21 protein-coding genes are annotated in these 24,387 nt (G+C 74.5%); 12 read left to right on the forward strand and 9 right to left on the reverse strand.

Going from position 1 to position 24,387, the window contains the following annotated elements:
• Positions 1–14 precede the first annotated feature (14 nt).
• The 3 genes from ACSURM_RS17885 to ACSURM_RS17895 all read right to left on the reverse strand — a co-directional run bounded on the left by ACSURM_RS17885 (position 15) and on the right by ACSURM_RS17895 (position 3,830).
• The gene (locus ACSURM_RS17885) at positions 15–755 is read right to left on the reverse strand and encodes a DUF4142 domain-containing protein (protein WP_436961129.1); all 741 of its coding nucleotides are present in this window, start codon (positions 753–755) and stop codon (positions 15–17) included.
• 256 nt (positions 756–1,011) lie between these two features.
• On the reverse strand, positions 1,012–2,568 hold the full coding sequence (locus ACSURM_RS17890; RefSeq protein WP_436956234.1) for a hypothetical protein: 1,557 nt from the start codon (positions 2,566–2,568) through the stop codon (positions 1,012–1,014).
• A 98-nt stretch (positions 2,569–2,666) separates the two neighbouring features.
• Complete coding sequence (locus ACSURM_RS17895) at positions 2,667–3,830, reverse strand: PP2C family protein-serine/threonine phosphatase (RefSeq protein ID WP_436961130.1); 1,164 nt, start codon at positions 3,828–3,830, stop codon at positions 2,667–2,669.
• Between the two features lie 161 nt (positions 3,831–3,991).
• Between ACSURM_RS17895 and ACSURM_RS17900 the strand changes: the two genes are divergently transcribed.
• Both ACSURM_RS17900 and ACSURM_RS17905 read left to right on the forward strand, forming a co-directional pair.
• Entirely contained in the window at positions 3,992–4,474 is a 483-nt protein-coding gene (locus tag ACSURM_RS17900) for a hypothetical protein (RefSeq protein WP_436956236.1), read from the forward strand.
• A gap of 314 nt (positions 4,475–4,788) precedes the next feature.
• On the forward strand, positions 4,789–5,721 hold the full coding sequence (locus tag ACSURM_RS17905; RefSeq protein ID WP_436956237.1) for a hypothetical protein: 933 nt from the start codon (positions 4,789–4,791) through the stop codon (positions 5,719–5,721).
• Positions 5,722–5,744: 23 nt separating this feature from the next.
• Here ACSURM_RS17905 and ACSURM_RS17910 read toward each other — a convergent pair whose 3' ends face one another.
• Positions 5,745–7,091 (reverse strand): PLP-dependent aminotransferase family protein, encoded by a 1,347-nt coding sequence (locus tag ACSURM_RS17910; protein ID WP_436956239.1) that lies wholly within the window; start codon positions 7,089–7,091, stop codon positions 5,745–5,747.
• Between the two features lie 88 nt (positions 7,092–7,179).
• On the opposite strand from ACSURM_RS17910, the gene ACSURM_RS17915 reads away from it, so the two are divergent.
• The 4 genes from ACSURM_RS17915 (at position 7,180) to metG (ending at position 13,651) form a co-directional block, all read left to right on the forward strand.
• Positions 7,180–7,968: an alpha/beta fold hydrolase gene (locus tag ACSURM_RS17915; protein ID WP_436956240.1), complete on the forward strand. Its 789-nt coding sequence runs from the start codon at positions 7,180–7,182 to the stop codon at positions 7,966–7,968.
• A 91-nt stretch (positions 7,969–8,059) separates the two neighbouring features.
• A complete protein-coding gene (locus ACSURM_RS17920) occupies positions 8,060–10,003 on the forward strand; it encodes an FUSC family protein (RefSeq protein ID WP_436956241.1) in 1,944 nt (647 codons plus the stop codon).
• An 87-nt stretch (positions 10,004–10,090) separates the two neighbouring features.
• On the forward strand, positions 10,091–11,812 hold the full coding sequence (locus ACSURM_RS17925) for a VWA domain-containing protein (RefSeq protein WP_436956243.1): 1,722 nt from the start codon (positions 10,091–10,093) through the stop codon (positions 11,810–11,812).
• A gap of 123 nt (positions 11,813–11,935) precedes the next feature.
• Positions 11,936–13,651, forward strand: a complete 1,716-nt coding sequence (metG, locus tag ACSURM_RS17930; RefSeq protein ID WP_436956245.1) for a methionine--tRNA ligase — start codon at positions 11,936–11,938, stop codon at positions 13,649–13,651.
• A gap of 73 nt (positions 13,652–13,724) precedes the next feature.
• Here metG and ACSURM_RS17935 read toward each other — a convergent pair whose 3' ends face one another.
• The gene (locus ACSURM_RS17935; RefSeq protein ID WP_436956246.1) at positions 13,725–15,068 is read right to left on the reverse strand and encodes a pectate lyase family protein; all 1,344 of its coding nucleotides are present in this window, start codon (positions 15,066–15,068) and stop codon (positions 13,725–13,727) included.
• Positions 15,069–15,213: 145 nt separating this feature from the next.
• Between ACSURM_RS17935 and ACSURM_RS17940 the strand changes: the two genes are divergently transcribed.
• Complete coding sequence (locus ACSURM_RS17940; protein WP_436956248.1) at positions 15,214–15,906, forward strand: nucleotidyl transferase AbiEii/AbiGii toxin family protein; 693 nt, start codon at positions 15,214–15,216, stop codon at positions 15,904–15,906.
• A gap of 17 nt (positions 15,907–15,923) precedes the next feature.
• Here ACSURM_RS17940 and aspS read toward each other — a convergent pair whose 3' ends face one another.
• Positions 15,924–17,687, reverse strand: a complete 1,764-nt coding sequence (gene aspS / locus ACSURM_RS17945) for an aspartate--tRNA ligase (protein ID WP_436956249.1) — start codon at positions 17,685–17,687, stop codon at positions 15,924–15,926.
• 153 nt (positions 17,688–17,840) lie between these two features.
• Between aspS and ACSURM_RS17950 the strand changes: the two genes are divergently transcribed.
• Positions 17,841–20,018 (forward strand): SpoIIE family protein phosphatase, encoded by a 2,178-nt coding sequence (locus ACSURM_RS17950; protein ID WP_436956250.1) that lies wholly within the window; start codon positions 17,841–17,843, stop codon positions 20,016–20,018.
• A gap of 5 nt (positions 20,019–20,023) precedes the next feature.
• Here the strand turns inward: ACSURM_RS17950 and ACSURM_RS17955 are convergent, their stop codons facing one another.
• From ACSURM_RS17955 to ACSURM_RS17965, 3 genes are all read right to left on the reverse strand, one after another.
• Positions 20,024–21,067 (reverse strand): AI-2E family transporter, encoded by a 1,044-nt coding sequence (locus tag ACSURM_RS17955; protein WP_436956252.1) that lies wholly within the window; start codon positions 21,065–21,067, stop codon positions 20,024–20,026.
• Between the two features lie 82 nt (positions 21,068–21,149).
• Positions 21,150–21,863 (reverse strand): hypothetical protein, encoded by a 714-nt coding sequence (locus ACSURM_RS17960; RefSeq protein WP_436956254.1) that lies wholly within the window; start codon positions 21,861–21,863, stop codon positions 21,150–21,152.
• On the reverse strand, positions 21,854–22,444 hold the full coding sequence (locus ACSURM_RS17965) for an RNA polymerase sigma factor (RefSeq protein ID WP_436956255.1): 591 nt from the start codon (positions 22,442–22,444) through the stop codon (positions 21,854–21,856). Before ACSURM_RS17965 ends, ACSURM_RS17960 begins: the two co-directional genes overlap by 10 nt.
• A 157-nt stretch (positions 22,445–22,601) precedes the next feature.
• Between ACSURM_RS17965 and ACSURM_RS17970 the strand changes: the two genes are divergently transcribed.
• Genes ACSURM_RS17970 through ACSURM_RS17985 form a run of 4 tightly spaced genes read left to right on the forward strand, consistent with a single transcriptional unit; the run spans position 22,602 to position 24,378 of the window.
• Positions 22,602–23,087 carry an Asp23/Gls24 family envelope stress response protein gene (locus ACSURM_RS17970; protein WP_289968851.1) on the forward strand — a complete coding sequence of 162 codons (486 nt, stop codon included), beginning with the start codon at positions 22,602–22,604 and terminating at the stop codon, positions 23,085–23,087.
• A 7-nt stretch (positions 23,088–23,094) separates the two neighbouring features.
• Entirely contained in the window at positions 23,095–23,262 is a 168-nt protein-coding gene (locus tag ACSURM_RS17975; RefSeq protein WP_436956257.1) for a hypothetical protein, read from the forward strand.
• Positions 23,259–23,651 (forward strand): Asp23/Gls24 family envelope stress response protein, encoded by a 393-nt coding sequence (locus tag ACSURM_RS17980; protein ID WP_436956259.1) that lies wholly within the window; start codon positions 23,259–23,261, stop codon positions 23,649–23,651. The genes ACSURM_RS17975 and ACSURM_RS17980 overlap by 4 nt, the downstream gene beginning before the upstream one ends.
• Before the next feature lie 55 nt (positions 23,652–23,706).
• Positions 23,707–24,378, forward strand: coding sequence for a DUF6286 domain-containing protein (locus tag ACSURM_RS17985; protein WP_436956261.1), 672 nt, complete (start codon positions 23,707–23,709; stop codon positions 24,376–24,378).
• The last annotated feature ends 9 nt before the right edge of the window (positions 24,379–24,387 follow it).

The raw sequence follows: 24,387 nt of genomic DNA on the forward strand, positions 1-24,387 counted from the left end.
CGGCCGCGCCGCGGCTAACCGGCCGGCGGGGTCGGGCTCGGCCCCGCCCCGGTGCCGCCGCGCGCGAGGGCGTCGATGTCCACCGGTGTGGAGGTGGCCGACGGCGGCGGGGTGAGGACCACCTCCGGCCGGCCGGCGGCCGGGGGCGGCGGGGTCAGGTCGGAGTCGGGCAGCTTGGGCGGGGTGGTCTGCTGGTACAGGGTCCGGTCGAAGTCCACCAGGCCCGTCTTCTCCATCATGGAGATGTGGTCCAGCACGGTGTCGTTGGCCTGGTCGGCCAGGGCCCGCACCAGCGAGTTCTTCGTGGTGGACCGGATCTTCGCCACCGTGTTGAAGATGGAGCCGTGCGTCATCCGCAGGATGTTGGCGAAGTCGGTGTCGAACCGCGCACCGCTCTCCCCGTCCAGCTGCCGCACGAAGCCCCGCTGCTGGGGGCTCGCCTCGTCGGGCAGCGTGATGCCCAGCATCGGGGCGATCTTCCGGCAGGTGGTGTCGAGCGCCGCGTGTCCGTCGACCAGGTGCCGGCTCGCCGTGATCACCGCCTCGGAGCCGCCCTTGCGCAGTCCGATCCGGCCGACGGGGTACTCCCACAGTCCCGCCGCCCGCACCTTCACCACGAAGTCCCGGTCCTGCTCGGTCAGCGGCCCCCACGGGGTGCTCGCGATGACTCGGTCCTGCGCGCCGGAGGCCGTGCTCAGGCCGAGCATGCCCGGGTAGGCGAGCGCGGCGAGGGTCAGGGCCATCGCACCGCCCACGAACAGCGTTCCGGTCGCGTTCCGCGAAAAGCGCACCGTGCCTCCTGCCGGGGATCGTCCGTCGTCGGCCCGGACGCACGGCGGTACGCGGGCCCGGACACCCAAGCGGTACGGACGCGGGGCCGGTTCGTATCAACGCGCGGGTGACGAACCGCGCCGGCCTGGTGCCCGGTGCGACCGGTCGCACCGGCCGGTCGCGTGCGGACAGCGCATGCCGGTCGTCTTCTTCCGGACGGCCCGAGCGTGGGCCTCCTGCCTACGGCGCGGCCTGGAGCCGGCCCAGCTGCCGCTGGATGTCCTCCAGCGCGCCGCGCCTGCGTCCGGGCACCCTGAGGCGCAACTCCGCGAGGGTGGATCCGAGTTCGCGGAGGTGCGCCGGGTCCTCGATGCGGCCCCACTGGTGGTGGGCGCGGTCCACGGCCGCCTCCACGGCGGGCGCGTCCGCCGCCTGCCCGGCGGCCAGCCGCGCCTCGGCCACCGCGAGCCAGGCCCGGCAGCTGCGCGCCGGGTCCCCGGCGAACATCGCCAGGTCGGCCCGTACCTCCCGCCAGTGCAACGCCTCCTCGGACCCGGCACCGTACGCCCGCACGGCGGTCTCCTCGTACCGCGCGGCCAGCCCGTCCGCCTCGCCGTGCAGGCCCCCCTGAACGGCGGCACTGATGGCGGCATGCGGATCGGAACCGACGGGCGGCCGGTCGGCCGGCTCGCCGGGCGGGACGGGGAGTGGATCACCGGGGCGGCCGTCGAGTCGGTCCCCGGACGGACCGCCGGAGCGGTCCCCGAGTCGATCTCCGGATGAAGCGCTGGGCTGGCCCCCGGACGGACCGCCGGACCGGTCCCCGAGTCGGTCTCCGGACGGACCTCCCGACCGGCCCCCTAGCCGGTCCCCGGACGGAGCGCCGGGCTGGTCCCCGGACGGACCGCCGGACCGCTGCCCGAGCCGGTCCCCGGACGGACCGCCGAGCCCGTCGTCGGGCCGGTCCGCGGCCGGACCCCACGGCGTCGGCAGCCCCGACCCCGACAGCACCGACCCCGAAAGCCCCGGCCCCGACAGCCCCGGCTCCGGCGGTCCCGGCGCTGGAAAACCCGGCACCTGCGATCCCGGCACCCCGCCGGCCGGCCCCGTGCCGGGCGGTACGGCGAGTACGGCCGGGGTCGGCGGTGCCGCCGGTCCCGGCGCCCCGCCGCCCGGGTGTGCCAGCAGCAGGTTGCCCCGGGTCTCCTCCGGGATCCGGCTCAGGGCCTGCTCGTGCAGGGTGCCCAGCGGGGGGCGGTGGCCGCTGCGCAGCAGGGTGGCGACCGTCTTCATGTACGCCGGCTCGGCCAGGCCCCGCCGGGCGGGCGGGGCGACACGCCCGTACACGGCGGTGCACGGGCCGCAGTCGAGGCCGCGCTCGGTGATGTGCTTCCAGGTCTCGGCGTCGGCGTGCAGATCGACCACGAGCGCGGTGTCCGCGGCCGAGCGCAGCCGCAGTTCCTCGCGGATCCAGTGCCAGGGCAGCGCGGTGTAGCGGACGGTGGCCGCCGTGGTGCGGGCCAGGGCCAGGTGGGGCAGGTGCTGGCGCCGGTCGAGGTGCAGTTGCCCGGTGACGTACACGGTGAGCGGTCCGGGCGCCGCCGCCGCGGCCCGCAGCCGGGTCAGGACGGCCTGTGGCTCCAGCGGGTCGGCGAGTTCCACGACGTTCGCGGTGTCGGCGCCGGACAGCACGGCGGGGGCTACGGCCGCCAGCACCGGCAGGACACCGGCCGCGTCCACCAGGCGCCCCCGGCCCACCGGCGAGGCCGCGAGCAGCAGCACGGTTCCAGGCATCATGCCTCCCCCCTGTCACCCGTGGACCCCGTCGGTCCCGAGGGCTCCGTAGATCCGCTCTCCAGCCAGCACCGTAACCGCTGGCACCGCGCGCCGGGGCCTCAGTACCGCAAACGTCCCTGTTCGAGGTCTTCGCCCGGCGGGCCCCCGCCGCCGGGCAGCCGGCGCACCGCGAAGATCGTGGTGTCGTCCTCCAGCCGCCCCCCGCTGTGCCGGAGCACGCCGTCGCGGACCCGGCGGACCAGCCGGTGCGGGGCGGCCCGGCGCGGGTCGGCGCGGACCGCGCGGGCGACCTCGCGGGCCAGGTCGTAGAAGTCGCCGGGCCCGTCGCGCGCCTCGGTCACCCCGTCGGTGACCAGCAGCAGCGTCTCGTCCGTCGCCAGCGGCACCCGGCGCACCGGCGGCAGCCGGCCGCCCGTGAGGTCGGCGCAGCCCAGTGGCACGCCCTCGCCGCTGGGCAGCTCGCGGACCCCGCGCGGGCCGACGGCCAGTGGTGGTTCGTGGCCGAAGTTGACCATCTCCAGGGTCTGCGGCGCGTCGCCGGGGAAGGCGATCAGGACGGCCGTGGCGAACCGGTCGCCGTCGGCCCCGCCGAGCGCGACGGTGTGGGAGCGGTGCCGCAGCATCCGGATCTCCAGCCGCTCGGCGACGGTCGCGAGCTCCTTCTCGTGGTACCCGGCCTCGCGGAACGTGCCGAGCAGCGCGGCGGCGGCCTCCACCGCGCCGAGTCCCTTGCCCTGCACGTCGCCGACGAGGACGCGGGTGCCGTGCGGGCTGGGCTGGATGTCGTAGAAGTCGCCGCCGACCCGGGCCTCGACGTCGGCGGCCAGGTACACCCCCGCCTGTTCCAGCCCGGCCCAGTCGGGCGGCAGCGGGCGCAGCACGGTGCGCCGGGTGGTGTCGGCGATGTCCCGGATGTGCACGACCTGCCGTTCCCGGCGCACCCGCACGGCGGCGGCGAGGGTGGCCAGGGCGCCGCCGACGGCAACCAGGATGAAGTCGCCGAGCCCGGCCTGGTACTGCTCGGGCCAGGCGGTGTCCACCAAGACGTACGAGGCCACCGCCAGCAGTCCGTACCCGGCCGTCGTCCGGGCCCCGCAGATCGCCGAGGAGATGCCCGGGACCAGGACGATCCAGGAGATCATCCGCAGTCTCTCGCCGGTACTGAAGTCCGCCAGGACGACGCCGGCGAGGAGCAGCAGCGGGACCAGCCAGGCGACGCTCCGCCCGCCCACCCGCAGCAGCGGTCGCCGCCCGTACTCCATCCACGTCACGGCCGGCAGCCCTCCATGTCCTCAGCGAAGCACGGGGGAGAACCGGACGCATCCGGGAACCCGGCGCCCTCCCGGCCGAGTTGCCGGGCCCCGCGCCCCGGTGTGCCCTGGTAGCGGAGGCAGATCGGGGGCGAGGAGAGAGGAGTGCCCTCATGGCTCACGCCACACCCGCGCCCGGCGGCATGTCCCGGCCCGGCCGTACGCCCGAGGTGGAGGGCCGGGCGAGCGACGTGCGCGCCCGCCCGCCCGACGTCTTCGACGCCCGCACCCACAAGCTGGCCCGGCTCGTCGTGCCGGTCGGGCTGGGCCTGCTCTACGGCTACTGGGTGGCGGCCAACAACCGCTCCGGCGGCCCGATCACCGGCTGGAACCTGCTGCTCGGCTTCGTCAGCGCGCTGGTGTTCGCGGTGCTGTGCATGGCGCTGCTGGCGCTGGGGCCCCGGATGATCCGGGAGGCGCACGCGCTGCTGTGGACGGCGTTCGTCGGCTGCGCGTTCGGTTTCCTGTACGCCCAGAGCGGCAGGCCGGTGCTCCGGACGATCCTGATCTCGCTGCTGATCGCGGCGGCCACCTTCATGGCGTTCTTCTACCGCTACTACACGCGGGAGGACGCCTTCGGACGCCGGATCCGCTGAGCGGCACTCCTCCGCTGAGCGCACGCGGCCGCCGGGCGCCGTACGCCCGGCGTGCGCGGGCGTGCGCGGGCGTGGCGTGGCGTGGTTCACCCGTTCAGGTGGCCCCTTCACCGGAGGGCGGGACCTTCCGCGCCGTCCCGCGAGTCCGGCATGCCGCCAGGCGGTCCGCGAGCGCGCCAAGCGGGTCCGCGAGCGCGCCAGACAGGTCCGCGAGTGCGCCAGACGGGTCCGCGAGTGCGCCAGTCGGGTCCTCCCGTCGCCCGAACGCAGTGCTCCCGCTCGCGCCCCGGTGCCCGGGGCCCTTGCCTGGACATGTGCCCTCACGACGCCTCAGGAGCGCCCTGTCGGCCGTACTGATCGCCCTGGCCTGCCTCCTCGCCCCGTTCGGCGCGCTGGCGGCCTGGGCGGCGTACGGGCTGGCCGACACGGGCCGGTACGTCACCGCCATGGCGCCGCTCGCCGCCGACCCGGCCGTGCGGGAGGCCGTCGCGGACACCGTCGGCGACGGCCTCCTGCGCGCGGTGGACCAGCACCTGGACGTCCGCCCGGCGCCCGGCACGGTGCGCCCGTTCGTGCGCGACGCGGTGCGCTCCTTCACCCAGACCCGGGCGTTCCGGCTGGCCTGGGACACCGGCAACCGGGTCACCCACGACGCCGTGCTGCGCGCCCTGCGGGCCGGGGACGAGGGTGCCGTCACCGTCGACCTGGCCCCCGTCACCGCCCAGGTCAAACGTCAGCTCGCCCGCGACCACGTGCCGCTCGCCGCGCGCATCCCGGTGGAGCACACCGCGGTCGCCGTGCTCCCGGCGCACCGGCTGGCCGCGTTCCGGAAGGGGTTCCACGTGCTCGAAGTCGCCGGTACCTGGCTGCCGGCCGCGTCCGTGGCGTTCGCCGTCGGCGGGATCGCGCTCGCCGTCCGCCGCCGCCGGGCGGTGGCCGCCACCGCCCTGGGCACGGCCCTGGGCGGCGCGCTGCTGATGCTCGCCCTCCGCGTCGGCCGCGCCCTGACCCTGGCCGACCTGCCGGCCGGTGTGTCGCACGGCGCGGCGGGCGCGGTCTACGACGCCCTGACCGGCTCCCTGCGCACGGCCGCCTGGCTGCTGCTCGGCCTCGGCCTCGCCGTCGCCCTCACCGTCCGGCTCGCCCGCCGGCCACGGCTGCCCCGCCCCGCACGACACCGCCGACCGGCACCGGCACCCGCACCGGCCCCGGCCCCCGCCCCGGCACCGACCCGAGCCCGGGCCTGACCGGTACCGGCAGCGTCCCCGGCTCACCCACCGCCCCCGTCCGCCCCCTCCCGCGCCACCCCGGCAAGGGTCACCAGCGCCCGCGCCAGTTCCCGTTCCGGCGCCGAGCCGAGGCCGAGCCTGATCGCGTCCGGGGCGCGGCCGGTGCCGACGGCGAAGGCCGTGCCGGGGGTGACGGCGATCCCGTGGTCCAGCGCGGCGGCCGTGAAGGTGTCCGCCCGCCACGGCGGCGGCAGCTCCCACCAGGCGAAGTAGGCGGCCGGGTCGGAGCGTACGGCGAACCCGGCCAGCTTCTCGGCGAGCAGCCGCTGGCGGCGCCGCGCGTCCTGCCGCTTGGCGGCCACCAGCCGGTCCACCGTGCCGTCGCCGAGCCAGCGCACCACCGCCTCCAGCGCGAAGCCGCCCGCGCTCCAGCCGCCGGACCGGACGGCCCGCGCCACCGCCTCGGCGCGGTCCCGGGGCGCGACGACGAAACCGGCGGTGAGGCCGGGCGCGATCCGCTTGGACAGGCTGTCCACCAGGTGCACCAGGTGGGGCACGAGCGCGGCGAGCGGGGGCGTGCCGCCCGGCTGGAGGAAGGCCCAGATCCGGTCCTCGACCACCGGTATCCCCAGCCTGTGGACACAGTCGGCGAGCTGGCGCAGCCGCCCGGCGCTCGTGGTCAGCGAGGTCGGGTTGTGCAGGGCGGTCTGGAGGTAGAGGGCGGACAGCGGCGCCGCGCGGTGGGCGTCCGCCACCGACTCGGGCACGGGCCCCTCGGCGTCCGTGGCGAGCGGCACGAGGACCAGGCCGAGGCGCGCCGCGATCTCCTTGACCAGCGGATACGTCAGCGGCTCCACCCCGACCCGGCCGCCGGGCCGGACCAGCGAGGCGAGCGCGGCGGCGATCGCCTGGCGGGCGTTGCCGGTGAACACGATCCGTTCCGGCCCGGCCCGCAGCCCGCCCTGGGCCAGCAGCGCGGCGACCGCCTCCCGGGCCGCCGGGGTGCCCGCGGCGGCGGCCGGGCGCAGCGCCTGACCGAGGGCGTCCGGCCGCAGCAGGGTGGTGAGGGCCGGGGCCAGCAGCTCGGCCTGGCCGGGCGCGGACGGGTAGTTCAGCTCCAGGTTCACCAGCGGGGCACCGGCCGCCTCGGTGAGGGCGAGCCCCGGCTGCCCGTCCGGCGCGGTGGCCCGGACGAACGTACCGCGCCCGACCTCGCCCACCACCAGCCCCCGGCGCACGAGTTCGGCGTACACCCGCCCCGCCGTGGACGGCGCGATGCCCCGCCGCCGGGCGAACGCCCGCTGCGGTGGCAGCCGTTGGCCGGGGCGGAGCCGTCCGCCGGTGATGTCGGCCGCGATCCGGTCGGCGATGCGCCGGTAGTCGTCCACAAGTCCCCCTGTTCTCCGGTGCGTTGGATTGCACCGAGGGCAAAGATCTTATTGCGCCGAGCGAAGCGCCACACCTAGGGTCGTGCCCATGCCGCCCTTCCTCGCTTACACCGACAAAGGCCCCGAAACCTCTGCCGGGGTTCCCCTCGTCCTCGTCCACGGCCACCCCTTCGACCACACGATGTGGGACCCGCAGCTCGCGGAGTTCTCCGCCGGCCGCCGGGTGATCGCCCCCGACCTGCGCGGCTACGGCGCCTCCCCCGTGACCCCCGGCACGGTCCCGCTCTCCCGCCACGCCGAGGACATCGCCGAGCTGCTGGACCACCTGGCCGTGGACTCCTTCGTCCTGGCCGGTCTGTCCATGGGCGGCCAGATCGTCATGGAGTGCCACGACCGCTTCGGCGACCGGATCCGCGGCCTGGTCCTCGCCGACACCTTCCCCGCCGCCGAGACCCCCGAGGGGAAACGGGGCCGCAACGCCATGGCGGACCGGCTGCTGGCCGAGGGCATGCGGGGCTACGCCGACGAGGTGCTGGAGAAGATGGTCGCCCCCTACGCCGACGCCGGGGTCAAGGCGCACGTGCACCGCATGATGACGGCCACCCCGCCCGAGGGCGCCGCGGCGGCCCTGCGCGGCCGGGCCGAACGCCCCGACTACCGGGCCCTGCTGACGAGGGTCACCGTGCCCGCTCTGGTCCTGGTCGGCGCCGACGACACCTATACGCCCGTCGCCGACGCCGAGGAGATGCACGCGGCCCTGCCCGACTCGGTCCTGCACGTCATCGAGGGCGCCGCCCATCTGCCCAACCTGGAGCGCCCCGAGGAGTTCAACCGGCACCTCGCCGCGTTCCTGACCCGCCTGGACGAGGACGCGTAGCCCCGCCCCGGCCCTGGTGCGACGGCCCGCGGGCCCGCTCCCCGCCCGCCGGGAAACGCCCCAAAAACCACCACTCCCCCATAATGGGCCCATGCCCCGAGAGTTCCCCATCGGCCTGACCCCTCCCGACTGGCTGGTGCGGAACCTCAGACCCCAGCAGGCACCGGTCAACTGGGCCGCCGTGGCCCGGGCCGCCGTCGCCATGGCCCTCCCGCTGGCGGTCGGCCTCGCCGCGGACCGCCCCGCGTACGGCGCTCTCGCCTCCATGGGCGCCCTGTCCGGGGTCATCGGCGACACCGCCGACGCCTACCGGATGCGCATCCTCAACATCGCCGTCCCCCAGCTCTTCGGCGCGGTCGGGGTGACCCTGGGCACCCTGGTGTACGGGCACGGCTGGTACGCGGTCGCCGCCGTCACCGGCGTCGCGCTGGTCTCCGGCATGATCTCCACGATCGGCGCGGTGGCCTCGGTCTCCGGCCTGCTGCTGCTCCTGAACTGCGTGGTCGGCGCGGGCCTGCCGATGCCCTCCCCCTGGTGGCTGGCCCCGGCCCTGATGACCGGCGGCGGCCTGCTGGTCCTGCTCCTCGCCCTGCTGGCCTGGCCGCTGCGCGCGGGGGTCCCCGAGCGGACCGCGGTCGCCGCCACCTACCGCGCGGTCGCCGATCTGCTCGCCACCGCCGGCACCGACCGCGCCGAGGCGTACGAGGAGGCCCGCCGCACGGTCACCCAGTCCCTGAACGAGTCCTACGACCTGATCCTCGCCCGGCGCGCCCGCCACCACGGCCGCAGCCCGGACCTGACCCGGCTGCTGGCCCAGCTGAACGCGATCACCCCGGTGATCGAGGCGGCCCCCGCCGCCCATCTGGCGGCCCGCCCGCTGCCCCCGCGGATCCCCGAAGCGGTCCGTGCCCTGGCCCGCGACGTGGCGGCGGGCACGGCTCCCACGACGCTCCCGGACCTCCCGGTGCCCGCCACGGAGACGGCCCGGGCGGTGGACCACGCCCTGCGCCACACCGCCGAGGTCGTCGCCGCGCCGGACGTGGACCCCCGGGGCATCGACGACCGCCTGGGCCGCCCGGCCACGCTCGGCGTCCGCACGGCCCGGGCCGCGCGCAACGTCATGCTGTCCGCCAACTCCTGGCGCTACGGCGTCCGGCTGGCGCTCTGCATCGGGCTCGCCCAGGCGCTGGTCTCCCTGGTCCCGGTCCCCCGCTCCTACTGGGTCGCGCTGACCGTCACCTTCGTCCTCAAGCCGGACTTCGGCTCGGTGTTCTCCCGCGCCCTCATGCGCGCCGTGGGCACGGTGGCCGGCCTGGTGGTGGCGGCGGTGGTCCTCGCCGAGGTCCCCCTCGGCTGGTGGGACGTGCCGGTCCTGTTCCTCCTCGCGCCCCTGATCCCCGCCCTGACCCCGCGGGGCTACGGCTACCAGACCGCGGCCATCACCCCGGTGATCCTCCTGCTGTCCGACGTCCTCAACCGCCAGGGCACGGCACTGCTGCTGCCCCGGCTGAACGACTCGCTGCTGGGCTGCGCGATCGCCCTGACGGCCGGCTACCTGTGCTGGCCGGAGAGCTGGCACACCCGGGTGGGCGACCGGCTGGCCGACGCGGTGGCCGACACGGCGGTCTACGTCGAGCGGGCGTTCGGCCCCGGCGTCGACCCGGCCGCGCGGGCCCGGATGCGCCGCCGCCTCTACCGCGACCTGTCCGTCGTCCGCACGGAGTTCCAGCGGGCCCTGACCGAGCCGCCACCGACCGGCCGGCGGGCCGCCGCGTGGTGGCCGCTGGTGGTGGCGGTGGAGCGCATCGTCGACGCCACGACGGCGGCCCGGGTCCGCGTCAAGCACGGCGCGGCGCCCCCGACGCCGGCGGAGATCGCGCAGGTGACCCTGCGCCTGCGGGAGCTGGCCGACGACGTACGGCGGGCGCGGACCCCGACCGCCGTGCGCACCGATCTCACCGGGCCGGCGGAGAGTGTGCTGGAGCCGTTGCGCCAGGAGGTGGCGGCGGCCCGCTCGATCACGTCGCCGCGTTGACCGGTCCGGCACCGGTGGGCCGCTAACCTTACGTGTCCGTCCTGGCCAGCGATCGACGGGCTACAACTCACGCGAAGGGTTGCGCACATGGGCATTCTCACTCTCCTGCGGAACGCGTTCGGCCGCTCACGCAAGCCACGAGCCACCGAGCCGGAGGGTGCCCTGGAGACCCCCGAGACCCCCGAGACCTCCGACTCCCACGAGCAGCCCCCGGTCCCGGAGCCCCGCCGGTCCCCCGCCGAGGAGCACGACCTGGTGGCAGCGGCCTTCGACAAGGTCCAGGTCCCCCACCAGGCGCCTCCGGCGGATCAGCGGACCGACGAGCCCTCCACGACGGACCCGGAAGCGGCGAAGCCGAAGCCGACGGCGGAGCCGGAGACGAACGAGCCGAGGGCGGCGGCCGAGCCGGAACCGAAGACGGCAGCCGAGCCGCAGCCCATCGCGGAAGCAGCGGCCGAACCTGAACCGGAGCCGGAGCCGAAGGCAGAGGCCGAGACGGTCCCGAAGCCGGAGGAGGCACCGGAGACAACAGCCTCGACCGAACCGGAGCCGGAAGCTGTGCCGGAGGCAGGCCGCGAGCCTGAAGCAGCGACGGAGACGGCAGCCGCCGCCGAACCGGAGCCGGAGCCGGAGCCGGGAGCAGCAGCCGAGCCCGAGCCGGAGCTGAAGACAGCACCAGCCGCCGACCCGGAGCCGGAGCCGACAGCTGCCCCGGAGCCCGTGTCAGAAGCAGCCACCGCACCCGAGCCCGAGCCGAAGACGGCAGCCGAGCCAGAGCCCGTAGCGGCAGCAGCCGAACCCGAGCCGGTGCCCGAAGCGGTAACCGAGCCTGAACCGGAGCCGGAGACAGAAGCCGAACCCGCGCCGCAGGCGGAGGCGTCATCCCCGGCGGACCCGAATCCCGAACCGTCGGCGGAGACGGACCCGCCGGCCGCCGATGGCGAGGACACCCCGCCGGGGCCACCCGCACCCGACCACGAAAGCCGCACGGGTGGTGCGGGTGGGAACACGACCGCCGAAGGCGAAGCCGAGGCGGCGACGCACGCCGACCCGCAGGAGCGCCCCGCGCCCGACAACGAACCCCGCACGACCGCCGAAGGCGAAGCCGAGGCGGCTCCCAAGCCCAGGCCCGCCACCCCCCTCGCCAGGGTCAAGTCCCGCACCCCCGCGCTCACCTCCGCCTACAAGGCCGCCACCACCACGCTCCGCAAGAAGAACCTCACCGGCACCCGAGCGAAGCTCTACCTCGTGCTGGACCGCTCCGCGAGCATGCGCCCGTACTACAAGGACGGCTCCGCCCAGTCCCTCGCCGATCAGACCCTCGCCCTCGCCGCCCACCTCGACCCCGGCCCCGACCCCGCGGTCCACGTCGTCTTCTTCTCCACCGAGGTCGACGGCACCACCGACCTCACCCTCGCCCCCGGCCACGACACGAAGATCGACGACGCGCACGCCGGCCTCGGCCGCATGGGCCGCACCAGCTACCACGCCGCCGTGGCCGCCGTACTCGACCACTACGACACGCACGTCGACGTCGACAGCGACCCGGTCCCCGCCCTCGTCGTCTTCCAGACCGACGGCGCCCCCGACGCCAAGACCCCCGCCACCCAGGCCCTCACCGAGGCCGCGCGGACCCACCCGGGCGTCTTCTTCTCCTTCGTCGCCTTCGGCGACCACGACAACAAGGCCTTCGACTACCTCCGCCGGCTGAAGACTCCCAACGCGTCCTTCTTCCACGCGGGCCCCACCCCCCGCGAGCTGACGGACACCGAGCTGTACGAGGGCGTCCTCGCCGACTGGCGCCCGTAACGCACCGTAGCGACCCGGCCGCCCCTTCCCACCCAGCGAAACGGGAAGCGGGCGGCCCACCCGTGTCGGCTACGATTTGAAGGTTCGAAACCGCAGAAAAGCAGCGACCTGGGAGCAGCCACGATGGCTCGACACCTCATCACCAGCGCCCTTCCGTACATCAACGGGATCAAGCACCTGGGCAACATGGTGGGGTCCATGCTCCCGGCGGACGTCTACTCCCGCTATCTGCGCCAGCGCGGCCACGACGTCCTCTACATCTGCGCGACGGACGAGCACGGCACCCCCGCCGAGCTGGCCGCCAAGGAGCAGGGCCTGCCCGTGGCCGAGTTCTGCGCCCGCGCGCACGACGCGCAGAAGGCGGTCTACGACGGCTTCGCGCTCGCCTTCGACTACTTCGGCCGCAGCTCCAGCCCGGAGAACGTCGAGATCACCCAGCACTTCGCCCGCAAGCTGAACGAGAACGGCTTCATCGAGGAGCGGGCGATCCGCCAGGTGTACAGCCCGGCCGACGGCCGTTTCCTGCCGGACCGCTACGTCGAGGGCACCTGCCCGCACTGCGGCTACGACAAGGCCCGCGGCGACCAGTGCGAGAACTGCACCCGCGTGCTGGACCCGACCGACCTGATCGACCCGCGCTCGGCGATCTCCGGCTCCACCGAGCTGGAGGTCCGCGAGACCAAGCACCTCTTCCTGCTCCAGTCCAAGCTGGAGAACGAGGTCCGCGAGTGGGTCTCCCGGCACGACAAGGACTGGCCGCAGCTCGCCTCCTCGATCGCCCACAAGTGGCTGACCGAGGGCCTGCACGACCGCGCGATCACCCGCGACCTGGACTGGGGCGTCCCGGTCCCGGCGGACACCTGGCCGGAGCTGGCCGCCGAGGGCAAGGTCTTCTACGTCTGGTTCGACGCCCCGATCGAGTACATCGGCGCGACGAAGGAGTGGGCGGACCAGGACCCGGAGAACCGGGACTGGAAGGCGTGGTGGTACGACGCCGACGACACCGTCCGCTACACCGAGTTCATGGCCAAGGACAACGTCCCCTTCCACACGGTGATGTTCCCGGCCACCGAGCTGGGCGTGCGCGAGCCGTGGAAGAAGGTCGACTACGTCAAGGCGTTCAACTGGCTGACCTACTACGGCGGCAAGTTCTCCACCTCGCAGAAGCGCGGTGTCTTCACCGACCAGGCCCTGGACATCCTGCCCGCCGACTACTGGCGCTACTTCCTGATCGCCAACGCCCCGGAGTCGGACGACTCGTCGTTCACCTGGGAGCACTTCACCGCCACGGTGAACAAGGACCTGGCCGACACCCTCGGCAACTTCGTCAACCGCGTGCTGTCCTTCAGCAAGAAGCGGTTCGGCGAGGAGGTCCCGGCCGGCGGCGAGCCCGGCGAGGCGGAGGCGCGGCTCGGCGAGGAGATCGCCCGGCTGCTCGCCGAGTACGAGCAGCAGATGGAGGCCCTGCAGTTCCGCAAGGCCGCCGCCGCGCTGCGCGCCCTGTGGTCGGCCGGCAACTCCTACCTGGAGGAGAAGGCCCCCTGGCTGGAGATCAAGACGGACAAGGAGGGCGCCGCCCTCACCCTGCGGACGGCGATGAACCTGATCCACCTGTACGCGGTGGTGTCCGAGCCGCTGATCCCGGCCACCTCGGCGGCGATGCGCGGCGCCTTCGCCCTGCCCGACGACACCGCCGCCTGGGTCACCGCCGAGGAGGCGAAGACCCTGGCCGCCGTTCCGGCCGGCACCCCGTTCACGGTGCCGCCGGTGCTGTTCGCCAAGCTGACGGACGACGACCTGGCCGCGTACAAGGAGCGCTTCGGCGGCGAAGAGGGCTGATCCCGCCGCTTCCGTCCGCGTGAGGAGGGCGCCGGGCCGTTCGCGGCCCGGCGCCCTTACGCGGGCGAGGGGGTTACTTCAGCACGCCCGCGCCGGTGGTGTCCGCCAGCTCCGCCGGCAGGTTCTTCGCCGAGGTCTGAAGGCCCGCGGTGAGCGCCGGGGTCCAGTTCACGGTCGTCTTGATCTTCTTGGAGCTCGCGGCGTTGTACGCGGCGACCAGGTCGGTGACCGTGCCGTTGACCAGGTTGCCGCTGCCCGCGACCGAGCCGGTGCCGTCGCCGCTGAGCAGCTTGGCGACCTTGCCGCCGCTCGGCACCGTCCAGTAGTTGGCCTGCGCGACGACCTGGGCCTTCGCGCGGGAGTTGACGCTGTACTGGGGCGCGTAGCCGTTGACGGTCGTCGTGTCGTACACGTTGTTGTAGAGGTGGATCTGGCCGAGGCGCGCCAGCGGGGCCCGCTGGACGATGCCCTTCCACACGTTGTGGTGAATCGTCACGCGCAGCTTGCCGGTGCTGTCCTTGTCGCTGGAGCCGATCAGCATCGTCTTGTCGTGGTCGGTGAACCGGTTGCGCTCGACGGTGACCAGGTCGGAGCCGTTGGTGATGTCGAGGGCGCCGTCGTGGATCTGGTACTCGCGGCCGTAGTACTCCGGGTTGGCCTTGTCGTAGTGGGGCGCGTCGGTGAACGTGTTGTGGTCCGCCCAGACGTGGCTGGCGCCGCGCAGGGAGACGGAGTCGTACTGCGAGTTCCAGTTGCCGTCGTCGCCGTCGGTCGGGTCCCACTGCGGGAAGCAGTCCTCGGTGGCGGAGAAGGTCAGATTGCGGATGATGACGTTGTCGACGTTCTTCACCTGGAGGCTGCCGCCGGTGATCCCGGCGCCGGTGCCGGGCACGCCCACGATCGTGGTGTTGGCCGGCACCTTGAAGACGATGTTCTTCGCCTGCTTGTCCTGGGCGGCGGCGCGGGCCTTCTCCTGGGTGCCCGAGGGCAGCTTGGAGCGGCCGTAGGTGGCCGGGTCGTAGGCCTTGAGGTAGGCGGACAGCGAGTAGCCGGTGCCGGCCGCGTAGTCGGCGCAGGTCAGCTTCTTGCCGCTGTCGTCGGTGTTGGCGTCGATCGTGCCCTTGACCTTGATGATGCGGGGCGTGGTGTCCGAGGCCGAGCCGAGCGCCTTCACGAGCTGGGCGCGGGTGGAGACGGTGAAGGTGTGCGCGGAGTCGGCCTTCGCGCCGCCGGTGGTCCCCGTGCCGGAGGCGGCCCAGCCGTCCTTGGCGGCGAGGGTCTGGTGGTACAGGTCGGCGGCGTCGGCGTTCGCGTTCAGCACGAACACCCCGGCGCCCACGCCCGCGGCCACGACGGCGGCGGACACGACGAGGACGCGCCGCTTGCGGAGGGACCGGCGGTGGGAGGGAGCTGCCACGGAGGAGTCCTTAGAGTCTGTCGTACATGCCTTACGACTCCTCAGTGGCCGCCCGGCGCCGGGAGGTTGCCGTCGGCGCGGGATTTTCCCGTACGGCCTGGTCAGGTGTCGCGCCCAGGGCGCGGCAGGCCGGAGAATCGTCGGTGTGGACATCCCCGAACCCCATCGCCGGCTCCTCGCGGACGCCGCCCGTGCGGGCGGCCCGTACGGTCTGGTGCTGGCCGGCGGCTACGCCCTCCAGGCGCACGGTCTGCTGAGCCGCCCGCACGCCGATGTCGACCTGGCCACCGAGAGCGCCGAGCCCATGGAGCGGATCGCCGCCGCCGTCGGCGCGGCCCTCCAGGAGCGGGGGTGGCGGGTGGTGACCGGCGCGGTCACCGCGCTGACCGTGCGGCTGACGGTGACCGACCCGCCCACCGGCGAGCCGTGCGCGCTGGCGCTGCACAAGGAGACGTTCTGGCAGCCGCCGGGGCCGACCGGCCACGGCCCGGCGCTCTGCCTGGCGGACGCCGTCGGCACGAAGATCCGGGCGCTGTACGACCGGGGCGCGGCCGTCGACCTCGTCGACGCCCGCGCCTGCGCGGCCCGGTTCTCGCTGCCGGACCTGGAGGAACTGGGCCGTCGGCACGCCCACGACCCGTTCGACCTGCCCACCCTCCAGTCGCGGCTGACGGGCACGGATTTCTACGCCGACCGGGACTTCCTCCGGTACGGCCTGGCCGAGGACGATGTCGCCGCCCTGCGCGCCTGGGCGCAGGGCTGGTCCGACGACATCGCCGAACGGCTGCTGGAGGACGGCGCGTCCCCGGACGCGCCGTCCGACGATCAGGGCGACTGAGCCCCGGTGGTTTCCGCTTACTTGGGCTGCGGCTTGCGGATGTCCAGGTGCAGCTCGCGCAGGCGGGACTCCTCCAGCTCGGTCGGGGCGCCCATCATCAGGTCCTGGGCGTTGCCGTTGAGCGGGAAGGCGATCGTCTCGCGGATGTTGGGCTCGTCCGCGAGGAGCATGACGATCCGGTCCACGCCCGGGGCGATGCCGCCGTGCGGCGGGGCGCCGAAGCGGAACGCGCGGAGCATGCCCGCGAACTCGCGCTCGGTGGTCTCGCGGTCGTAGCCCGCGATCTCGAACGCCTTGAGCATGATGTCCGGCTCGTGGTTCCGGATCGCGCCGGAGGACAGCTCGACGCCGTTGCAGACGATGTCGTACTGCCAGGCCAGGATGTCCAGCGGGTCCTGCGTCTCCAGCGCCTCCATGCCGCCCTGCGGCATCGAGAACGGGTTGTGCGAGAAGTCGATCTTCCCGGTGTCCTCGTCCTTCTCGAACATCGGGAAGTCGACGATCCAGCAGAACCGGAAGACGTTCTCCTCGAAGTGGCCGGCGCGCTTGGCGGCCTCGACGCGGACCGCGCCCATGATCTTGGAGACCTCGTCGAACTCGCCCGCGCCGAAGAAGACGGCGTGGCCGGGGGCCAGCGACAGGCGCTTGGTCAGCTCGGCGACGTTCTCCTCGGTGAGGAACTTGGCGATCGGGCCGGTCAGCGCGCCGTCCTCGCCGACGCGGACCCAGGCCAGGCCCTTGGCGCCGAGCGACACGGCGAAGTCGCCGAGCTGGTCGAAGAACTTGCGCGGCTGGTCCTGGACGGCCGGCACGGGCAGGGCGCGCACGTGCTTGCCGGCGAACGCCTTGAACTCCGAGCCCTCGAAGACGTCGGTGATGTCCACCAGTTCCAGCTTGGCGCGCAGGTCCGGCTTGTCGGAGCCGTACTTGAGCATCGCCTCGCGGAACGGGATCCGCGGGAACGGGGAGGTGACGTGACGGCCGCCGCCGAACTCCTCGAACAGCTCGGTCATCAGCCGTTCGACCGGCTGGAAGACGTCCTCCTGCTCGACGAAGCTCATCTCGACGTCGAGCTGGTAGAACTCGCCCGGCGAACGGTCGGCGCGGGCGTCCTCGTCGCGGAAGCAGGGCGCGATCTGGAAGTAGCGGTCGAAGCCGGAGATCATCAGCAGCTGCTTGAACTGCTGCGGGGCCTGCGGCAGGGCGTAGAACCGGCCCGGGTGCAGCCGGGAGGGGACCACGAAGTCACGGGCGCCCTCGGGGGAGGTCGCCGTCAGGATCGGGGTGGCCATCTCGTTGAAGCCGAGCGCCGTCATCTTCTGGCGGATGGCGGCGATGACCGCCGTACGCAGCATGATGTTGCGGTGCATGCGCTCGCGGCGCAGGTCCAGGAAGCGGTACTCCAGGCGCCGCTCCTCGTTGACCCCGTCCTCGGCGTTGATCGTGAAGGGCAGCGGCTGGGCCGCGCCGAGCAGCTCGACCTCGGCGACCTCGACCTCGATCTCACCGGTGGGCAGGTCGGGGTTCACGTTCTCGGTTCCACGTGAAACGACGCGGCCATCGACGCGGACCGTGGACTCCTTGGAGATCCTGTCCAGGGCCTCGTACGCCGGGGTGCCGGGGCGGGCGACCAGCTGCGTGATGCCGTAGTGGTCGCGCAGATCGATGAAGAGGATGCCGCCCAGGTCGCGCCGATTGTGCAGCCAGCCACTCAGCCGGACGTCGGTGCCGACGTCAGAGGCGCGGAGCTGGCCGCAGGTGTGGGACCTGTACCGATGCATCGTCGTTCATCCAGTCTGTGCGGATCGGGTGTCGCCAGGCGGGTACGGCCTAGGCCATCCCAAGGGTACCGGGCACCCCAAGAACGGCTCCCCGGGATTGTCGTCCGCCCGCCTAGGTGGCACCTATCGGTCACCCCTCAATAAAGTGGGACAATGCGCACAGGCGAGCCCCTGCCGTCCGTCGGGGAGGTCCTCGCCGCCCTCGCGACCGGGCTGTGGCACTGGGACACGGCCGCCGGCCTGGTCACCCTGGACGCGGAGGCGGCGCGGCTGCTCGGGCTGCCCGCGCGGCCGGTCACCCTCACCGAGGCCCAGGCCCGGGCCCGGCTGCACCCCGTCGACTGGAACGAGGTCGCCGGAGTGGTGCGGCTGGCCGCCGCCGAGGGCACGCTCGCCGAGGTCCGCATCCGGGTCATGGACGCCGACGGCCGCATCCTGCGGGTCGTGCGCAGCCGGTCCAAGCCGTCCTTCGACCCCGAGCGGCGCGCCTACGAACTGATCGGCACCCTCCAGGAGGTGACCGAGCCCGCCCCGGGCACGGCCGCGGCGCGCAGCGCGGTCACCGGCGACTGGCGGCGCTCCCGGGAGGCGTTCCTGCTGGACGCGGGCCGGGCGCTGGCGGAGGCACGGTCCACGGCCGAGGTGCTGCGGGTGGCGGGGGGCCTGTCGATGCCGGGGTTCTCCCCGGACGGGCTCGTGGTCTACGGCGTGGAGGGCGACCGGCTGACGATCACCGGCCAGCACGGGCACCACCCCGGGGACATGAACCCCTTCTCCAACATGCCGCTGGACACCGACTACCCGGCCGCCGAGGTGGTCCGCACCGGGCGGGCCGTCTATCTGTCCTCCCCGGAGGAGTACCGGGACCGCTACCCGGCCACCTGGCCGCTCGCCCGCCGCTTCGGCCGCCACTCGTGGGCGTTCCTGCCGCTGACGGCCGCCGGGCGCACGCGGGGCGCCTGGATGGCCGCGTTCACCTACCCGGTGGCGTTCACGCCCGACGAGCGCGCGGTGCTGACCACGGTCGCCCGGATGCTCGCCCAGGCGCTGTCCCGGGCCGGCGCCGCCGAGTCGGAGCGGGAGCTGGCGGAGGGCCTGCAACGCACCATGCTGCCGTCGCTGGGCCCGGAGGTCCCGGGGATGCGGATCGCCGCCCGGTACATCCCGACCGGCGGCGGACTCCAGGTGGGCGGCGACTGGTACGACATGATCCCGCTGCCCTCCGGCCGGTTCGCGCTGGTCATCGGGGACGTCCAGGGCCATGACGTACGCGCCGCCGGAATCATGGGCCAGCTGCGGATCGCGCTGCGCGCCTACGCCGCCGAGGGGCACCGGCCTGACGCCGTCCTCTCCCGCGCCTCCCGCTTCCTGCACGGGGTCACCGACGGCTCCGGGCCCGGCGCCCCGGCCGACCCGCGGTTCGCGACCTGCCTGTACGTGGAGGCCGACCCGGTGACCGGCATGCTGGAGGTCGCCCGCGCCGGGCATCCGGACCCGGTGATCCGGATGGCGGACGGCACGGTGATGATGCGGCCGACGGCGGGCGGGCTGCCGCTGGGCGTCGACCCGGATGCCGACTACCCGACGACCCGGTTCACCCTCGAACCGGACGAGACGCTGATGCTGTGCACCGACGGCCTGATCGAGACCGGCGGGCACGACCTGGAGAGCGGCTGGCGCCGGCTGCGGGTGCTGCTGGAGGACCACCGGGCCGGCGAGTACCGCCAGGAGGACCTGGAGGCGCTGGCCGACGCGCTGGTGCAGGCGGTGCACGGGCCGTCCTCGCACCACACCACCGGGCCGCTGGCCGACCGCCGCGAGGACGACATCGCGCTGGTGCTGCTGTGCCGGCCGGCCGCGGTCTGCGGGCGCGACGGCACCGCCACGGCCGGGCCCCCGGTGCGGCGCACCCTGCTGTCGGTGGCCCAGGACGAGCCGGACCGGATCGCCGAGGCCCGTCAGCACCTGCGCGAGCTGCTGCACGACTGGGCCTCGCGCGAGCAGGTGGACTCGGCGGTGCTGCTGGTCTCCGAGATGGTCACCAACGTGCTGGTGCACACCGACGCCGACGCGCTGCTGCTCGCCGAGGTCCTCTGCGGCGAGGGCGGGCGGCGGCTGCGGGTGGAGGTCTTCGACACCGGCGACGACCTCCCGCACAAGCGCCGTCCCGGCGAACTGGCCTCCTCCGGCCGCGGTCTGATGCTGATCGAGCTCCTCGCGGACGCGTGGGGGGTGGCCCCCCGGGGCGAGGGCAAGAGCATCTGGTTCGAACTGCGGGAACGGACGGGGGCGGGAGCGCCCGGCGCCTCGCCCGGATCGTACGTCCCGTAGGCACGCTAGCGGTCGCCCGGCGGTTGCTCCCGGCGGTCCCGCAGCTCCGCCCAGACCCCGAAGGCCGCCGCGGTCACCGGTACCGCGAGGAGCATGCCGAGGATGCCCGCGACGGAGGCGCCCGCGGTGATCGCCACCAGCACCACGGCCGGGTGCATCTGCACGGTCCTGCTCTGGATCACCGGTTGCAGCACATGCCCCTCCAGCACCTGCACCGCGAGCACCACTCCGAGCGCCCACAGCGCGATCACCAGGCCCCGGTCGGCGAGGGCGACCAGCACGGCCACCGCGCCGGAGATGAAGGCGCCGAGATAGGGGATGTAGGCACCCACGAAGACGAGCGCGCCGAGCCCGATCGCGCCGGGCACCCTGAGGACCAGCAGGCCGACGGTGATGCACAGGGCGTCGATGAGCGCGATGAAGGTCGTCCCGCGCATGAACCCCTCCACCGCGGCGAAGGCCCGCCGGGCGATGGCCTCCAGGGTGTCGGCGCTGCCGCCGGGCGCGACGGCGCGCAGGGCCACGAAGGCGCGGTGGGAGTCACGCAGGAAGAAGAAGACGAGCAGCAGTGCGAGGACGGCCATGGCGACGCCCTCGGCGACCACACCGACCCCGCTGACGACGTTGGACACGGCCGTCCCGCCGAACCTGCGCAGCAGTTCGGGCGCCTTGGCCACGAGGTCGTCCAGGCCGGCCCCCGCGGCCCCGAAGTGCCGGGCGACCCCCTTGGCGGCGTCCCGCAGCGAGGCGATGATCTCCGCGCCGCTGTCGACGAGCGCGGCGACGACGATGTACACGGCGCCGCCGACGACGGCCACGACGGCGGCACAGGTGAGCCCGGCCGCCACCGACGCCCGCACCCCCGCCCGCACCAGCCGCCGGTACAGCGGTCCGAGCAGCGCGGTGCCGAGCAGGGCGAGCAGCACCGGCGTGACGGCCGTCCGCAGCTCACCGCACAGCTGTACGCCGACCCAGCCCACCCCCGCGACGAGCAGCAGCACGACGCACCAGGCGGCGAGCCGGCGCACGGGTTCGGGCAGCGGGAGCACGGTCCCAGCCGATCACGCCCACCGCCCGCTGTCCCGCCGTACGGGGCCGGCCGGGCGAGGCACGTCCGCCCGGCCCCGGTCGTCACGTACCTCGGCCGCCCGGGAGGCCGGGACGGCGGAACGGCTCCGGCCCCCGTCCCTGCTCCGGCCCCCGCCCCCGCCCCCGCTCCGGCTCCGGCTCCGGCTCCGGCTCCGGCTCCGGCTCCAGGACGTCGACCACGGCGATGTCGACGGCCGTGACCGCCATGCCCAGGTCCTGTCCGGCCGAGCGGAGGACCGTCCGGCGCACCTGGCGGACCCGCTCGGGCAGCGGGTGGTCGAGAGCCGCGGCCAGGGTCATGGTCACCCGCACGCCGGTGCCGTCGCCCACGGGTACGAGCCGGCAGGTCGCGGCCCTGGCACCGGGGACCGTGTCGGCGGCCCGCCGGAGCACCTTCGCCGCGGCGCTTTCGGCGATGAGCGTTTCCCGGCCGGGGCCGGCCAGGGGCAGCAGCCGGCCGTGCCGTACCTCCGCCCTGACGATGTCCATGACGCGTGCGGCGAGCGCGCGGAGGCCGGGCGGGTCCTCGGCGCGCAGTGCCCGGGTGGCCGCGCTCACCGCGGCCAGTCCCGCGGCGGCCTCGCGGCAGTGGGGACAGGAGCGGGTGTGCGGGTCGGCGTCCGGCACCGCGTCACGGGCCTGTTCCCAGGCCCGGCTGAGCAGCCGGCCGCAGGTGAGCACCTCGTCACCCTCGAACGGAGGACCGTCGTCGGCGGACGGTTCGGAAGGCCGCGTCCGCGGGCCGTCTAGCGCCATGGGCTCATCGCCTCCTGGAGGGACCGGCGGGCCCGGAACAGCCGGCCGCGCACCGTCTGTTCGCTGGTCCGGGTCACTTGGGAGATCTCCTTGTAGGACAGGCCCTGCACCTCCCGCAGGATCCAGCAGATCCGCTGCCCGGCGTCCAGATCACCGAGCGCGCGGCACAGGGCGGCGGTGGCCGCGTGCTGCTCGGCGGACCGGGCGGGCTGGCTCCAGGCGTCCTTCGCCGCGGGCTCGGCGACGGCGTCCAGCGGGAGCGGTGACGGCCGGCGACGGCGCATGGTCAGACAGCGGTTGACGGTGATCCGGTGCATCCAGGTACGGAACTCCGCGCCGTGGCGGTATTCCGGAAGTCGCCGCCAGGCGCTGACGAAGGCGTCCTGCACCGCGTCCTCGGCGTCCTGGGGGTCACCGAGCATGCAGCGGGCCAGGGCCAGGAGGGGCCGGCCGTGCCGCTGGACGAGAACGGCGAAGGAGTCCTCGTCTCCCTCGGCCGCCCGCACGGCCAGCAAGCCGTCCGGCAGGTCGCGCCCTGGCAGGCCGGGTTCCGGCGGTGGTGGGACAGTGCGTTCGACCATGACGCCCCGCACGAGGCTCGGGGCCGTCCGGGTACCCAGAGGGAGTTGTGACGCACATCACACTCCATTCGCGTGAGAAACGCGATGCCCGCTATGTCCAACTCTGCGACGGGTGCCACACCGGTGTCCGACCGAGCGACCGATCGAGGCGACCGCCATGACGGACAACACCACCAGCGTCGGCGGGGGCGGCGGGCCCGACACGGGCGTGAGCGCGCTCAAGGGCCGTACCGGGGCCGGGGCTCCGGCCGAGACACGGGGGAGGACCACCATCGCGGACGGCGTGGTGGCCAAGATCGCGGGCATGGCCGCCCGTGAGGTACCGGGCATCTACAGCCTGGGAGCGGGGATGGCACGCGCCTTCGGGGCCATGCGGGAACGCGTTCCCGGAGGCGCCGCGGGAGCCGTCACACGGGGAGTGAAGGTCGAGGTCGGCGAGCGTCAGGCCGCGGTGGACCTGGACGTCGTCGTCGAGTACGGCGTCTCCATCGTCGACGTCGCGGGCAACGTCCGCACCAACGTCATCGGCGCCGTGGAGCGGATGACCGGCCTGGAGGTCGTCGAGGTGAACGTCGCCGTCGACGACGTCCGGCTGCCCGACGACGAGGAAGAGGCCGAACCGGACGAGGGCCGCGTGAGGTGAGTACACGATGAACGCAGCGACGACGGGCCTGGTGGCCGGCATGGCCCTGGGCTTCGCCGGTTACTTCGGCGGCTTCTGGGCCTTTCTGCTGGTGCTGGTCCTGGGCGCGGTGGGGCTGCTCGTCGGGCTCGCCGTGCAGGGCGACCTCGACCTCCGGGCCCGGAGGCAGCGTTGAGGACCCGTCCCGGCTCCCTCGGCGAGGCGTCGGGCGCCGGTCTGCCGCCCCCGGCCGAGCGGGGCGCCACCGTCATCCCGGACCGGGTGGTCGCCCGCATCGCGACACAGGCCGCGCGCACGGCCCAGTCCCGGCGCGCCGCCGTACCGCCGGAGCGGGGCGGGCCGACGGCACCCAGCGCCACCGCCGCCGTCCGTACCGGATCGGTGCGCCTGCACCTGGCCCTGGACCTGCCCTATCCCACCGACATCCCCCAGGTCTGTGCGCGGATCCGGCGGGACGTCGCCGACCGGGTGGCCCAGCTGACCGGCCTGCGGGTGGGAGAGGTCACCCTCACCGTCCGGCGGCTGGTGACCGCCGCCGAAGCGGGCCGGGGACGGGTCCGGTGAGCGGCCACCCGGCGGTCCTGACCGCGGGATCCCCCACGCAGGAAGGGGCACCCCCATGACACCCGACCCCGGCCCTCCCGGCCGCGGCTCCGCGCCGTCCGGCCACCGCGCCACGGTGCCGCTGACCAAGGAGTCCGGTCCGCCCGGACGCGACGTGCCGGGCGGTGGGCGCGGCAGCGGGCGCCGGACCCGCCGGCCGTGGTCCGCGCGCCGTGTCCCGGCCGCGCTGGTCGCCGCGGTGGTCCTCGTCGCGGCGGTCGCGGCGCTGGCCGACGTCATCGCCGTACGGGCGGGACGTCCGGCGGCGGCGTGGCGACGGCACCTGGCCGACGCGCTGGCCACCCGCCCCGTGGACGACGTGTGGATGCTCACGGGCGCCGCCGTCGCCGCCGCCGTCGGCGTCTGGCTGCTCGCCCTGGCCCTCACTCCCGGTCTGCGGCACTGGCTGCCCCTGCGCCGCCCCGCCGACTGCCCCCGGCTGCGGGCCGCCCTGGACCGGGACGGGGCCGCCGCCCTGTTGCGGGACGCCGCGACGCGGGTCCCCGGGGTCGGCGCGGCGCGCGTCCGGGTACGCCGCCACCGCGTCAAAGCGCGCGCGGACGTCCGCTTCCGAGACCCCCGGCAGGTGAAGGAGGACCTCACCGCCGCCCTCGGCGAAGAGTGCGACCGGCTGGCCCTCGCCCGTCCGCCCCGCATCGCCGTACGCGTGCGACGACGCACCGACTGACCGACCCCC

This window comes from Streptomyces sp. SudanB182_2057 (assembly GCF_964272715.1).
GTDB classification, from domain to species: domain Bacteria; phylum Actinomycetota; class Actinomycetes; order Streptomycetales; family Streptomycetaceae; genus Streptomyces; species Streptomyces rubradiris.